Raw genomic sequence first — 3,248 nt, forward strand, 5'->3', positions numbered from 1 at the left:
CCGTGGGCAGCCCGGCGGAGCTGAAGCGGTCGCTGGAGGTCTATCGCCTGCTGGAAGTGACGGTGGCAGGGGGCGCCGGGTCGCAGGCCGAGGCCATCCGGCGGCGGATGGGGCTGCCGGAGGAGCCCGGGGTGCTCACGTGCGAGCCGACCGAGCGGGGCACCGTCGTGCGGCTGCGCTACCGGGGCGTGGCCCCCGTCCAGGCGCTGCTGGCGGCCCTGGGGGAGGAGGTGGCGGTGCTGGACATCGCCACCCGGGAGAGCACGCTGGAGGAGGCCTACCTTCGCCTCGTGGAAGAGCGGGGGGCGTGAGATGGCGGCGACGGCGGCGGAAGCGGCGGGGACCGTGCGGCGGGCCTGGTACACGCTGGCCACGGCGTTCAGGCTGCAGCTTCGCCTCAGCGTGGCGACGCCCAACTACCTGTCGTCCGTCTTCTTCCAGCCGGCCCTGATGGCGATCCTGGCGGGGCTCGTGTTCGAAGTGGCGGGGAAGGCGGAGGCCGTGGAGTTCGCGGCGGTCGGGGCCGGCATGTTCGGCGTGTGGAACAGCAACCTGCACGCCTCCGCCGGCATCATCCAGGGGGAACGCCGGTACCACACGCTGGAGTTCCTCGTCACCACCCGGTCGCCGCTGTTTTTGGTCATCCTGGGCAAGACCGTGGCGGCGGCGGCATTCTCGCTGTTGTCGCTGGGGGTGTGCGTGGGGGTCGTGGCGGTGGGGTTCGGGCGGCCGCTGCAGGTGGCCAGCGTGTGGGTGCTGCTGCTGGGGGTGGCGGTGTCGATGGCGGCGGTGACGGTGGTGGGGCTGCTGCTCAGCAGCCTGGCGGTGACGACCCGCCACTACTGGCGGCTCTTCGATTTCTTCTACCTGGTGTTCATCCTGTCGGGGCTCCTGTTTCCCGTCGAACTGCTGCCCCGCCCCATCCAGCCGCTCAGCTACCTGCTGCCGACCACCTGGAGCGCCGGGCTGGTGAGGGCGGGGCTGGGGACGGCGGAGAGCGGCCGGTGGCTCGTCTATGCGGTGGGGGCGGTGGCGACGACCGCCGCCTACCTGGTGGCGGCGCTCGGCGTCTACTCGGTGGTCATCCGGGTGGCGCGGGTAGAGGCGCGGCTGGCGAGGTACTGAGCCGTGGGGGTGGCCGGGGCGGCGCTGCTGGGGGCGGCCCGGGCGGGGCTGTGGGTGGCGTGGCGAACCAGGCTGTACGAGATGCCGGTGGCGCTGTACTTCCTGACGTGGCTGCCGAACCTGATGCTGCAGACCTGGTTTTACACGCTGGTCGCGCTGTTCGCCGGGGGCGCCGAACTGGCGAGGTTCGCGCTGGTGGGGAGTCTCGTGCGGCTGGCGGCGCTGCCGACGTGCGTGCAGACCACGTCGCACCTGGTGGCGGATCGGGAAGAGGGGTACCTGGCGTACCTGGTGACGACGCCGGTCAACCTGGCCGGGCTGGTGCTGGGGCGGTCGGTGTTGTATGCGGCCGAGGCGGTCGTGACGGTGCTGGTGGCGTCGGCGGTGGTGCTGCCGGCGGCGGGGATGATGCCGGGGGCGGCGGGGTGGCTGCGGTTTTGCGGGGCGCTGGCCGCCACGTGCCTGTCGCTGTCGGGGCTGGGGTTGCTGGTGGGCCGCGTGGTGTTTCGGACGCGCTACGACATGGTGGTCACGTCGCTCGTCGTGCAGGCGCTGGCGATCTTCTGCGGGGTCGTGGTGCCGGTGTCGGCGTTTCCCCAGTGGGTGGCGAAGGCGGCCTCCCTGGTGCCCCTGACCAACGGGCTGGCGGCGGCCCGCATCCTGCTGGGCGGCGGCACCCGGGGCGCCGCCGGCCTGGTGGCCGCGGAACTGGGCGTCGGCCTCGCCTACTGGCTCGCCGGCTACGCCGTGCTGCTCGCCGCCGTGCGGGCGGGCAGGGCGAGGGGCAGCCTGGAGCGGTTTTAGGGTGAGGGGCGGTGGCGGGGATCGGGTGCGGCGGGCTGGGGAAAGGGGGTGCCGTGTCCCGAGTGTCTGCTCGCCGTGGGTCCTGGTTCGCGTATGATCCCTGTCAAGTAGCCGCGGTCCATTTCCAGAGGTCGCGCCAGTCTTTTCCAGGCAGATATTCCCAGCGCATCATGCGGCGAGGTCAGAAGGGGCGAGAAGAGCCGGGCATCCTGCCCCTGTCCGGGGGACCCGGCTGGTTGGAAGGGGCTCGGCTTGGCTGGTGTCGGGTATGACAAGATCCGCTTGTTTTCACGGGGGACGCACCCCAGGAGCCGCTTTACGGCGTGGAGGCGGGGGTCGGTTGTGGCCACTTGCTGTACAACGCCGGTCCGAAGTGGCCGGCATGGATCGTGCGCAGTCGTCGTTTTCCCCCGGAATCGGTAATCGGTGGTCGGCATCCTTCGCAACCGGTGGCCGATTCCCCTCATACTCTGCAACCAAGGCCAACGGCACCCCGTCGGAAGGCGCGGCCCCGCCCTACGGGCGGGGGGCAAAGGGGAGGGAGGGACCCCCGCGCAGGTCTCCCCCTACCTGGCCAAGACTGCTGGGTTTTCGTCGCCAAAGGTGCGGTTCCTCAAGTGGCCGTTGATAGGCCCTGCAAAGGCGCACTGAGCTAGCTATAGGCCCATTCACCCATGGCCCGGGACCGTCTGACGGCGTCCAGCAGGCGATCGGCATCGATGCCCAGTTTCTTCCGGTAGGCCTCGTTGATCGTAGTCCGCAAAGCCAGGTAGGACCGGTACAATTGCTCTCTCTCCACGTGCTCTAGCCGGCAGGTCGGCAGAGAGGTCACACGGTCGTAGTGCGCCCAATCCCGGTCCAGTATTTCAACGCCGAAGCGACGCGGCGCCCGGAAGATGGTTGTTCCCGGGTAAGGCACGAAGATGCGAGGGGAGACGACGTCTACGATGTCTTCCTCTATCAGTCGTTTCACAGTGACCAAGTTTGTGCTCAGCGAGTCCATCGTGGTGCCAGGCAATCCCACCATCCAATAGGCAGTAATCGCCATCTGCGTCTCGCTACGGATTAGGCGGGCCGTCTCGATGTTGCGTGTGGGTTCGGTTTTCTTGTTGACCCGGCTCAGGACGGCCAGATCGGCGTCTTCGAATCCGATAGCTACGTGCCGGAAGCCCGCGAGCTCCATCTCGTGCAACAGCTCCGCATCGACAGTCCCGGCACGGATATCGCACGAGTAGAACAGGCCGAAGCGCTCGGCTCGCAGGCGGTTGCAGATCTCCAGGATCCTGGAACGGTTCTCAGTGAAGACATTGTCGGTGAAA

At 68.8% G+C, this 3,248-nt stretch carries 4 protein-coding genes; 3 read left to right on the top strand and 1 reads right to left on the bottom strand.

Going from position 1 to position 3,248, the window contains the following annotated elements:
* The 3 genes from AB1609_19135 to AB1609_19145 all read left to right on the top strand — a co-directional run.
* Positions 1 to 311 (top strand): hypothetical protein (locus AB1609_19135; protein MEW6048557.1); only part of this gene is annotated, 311 nt, incomplete at its 5' end.
* A 1-nt stretch (position 312) separates the two neighbouring features.
* A complete protein-coding gene (locus tag AB1609_19140) occupies positions 313 to 1,125 on the top strand; it encodes an ABC transporter permease (protein ID MEW6048558.1) in 813 nt (270 codons plus the stop codon).
* Between the two features lie 3 nt (positions 1,126 to 1,128).
* The gene (locus tag AB1609_19145) at positions 1,129 to 1,929 is read left to right on the top strand and encodes an ABC transporter permease (GenBank protein ID MEW6048559.1); all 801 of its coding nucleotides are present in this window, start codon (positions 1,129 to 1,131) and stop codon (positions 1,927 to 1,929) included.
* 652 nt (positions 1,930 to 2,581) lie between these two features.
* On the opposite strand, the gene AB1609_19150 is transcribed toward AB1609_19145, so the two are convergent.
* A partial coding sequence (locus AB1609_19150; GenBank protein ID MEW6048560.1) for a hypothetical protein occupies positions 2,582 to 3,248 on the bottom strand: 667 nt, incomplete at its 5' end.

It is taken from the genome of Bacillota bacterium (genome assembly GCA_040754675.1).
Taxonomy (GTDB): Bacteria; Bacillota; Limnochordia; order Limnochordales; family Geochordaceae; genus Geochorda.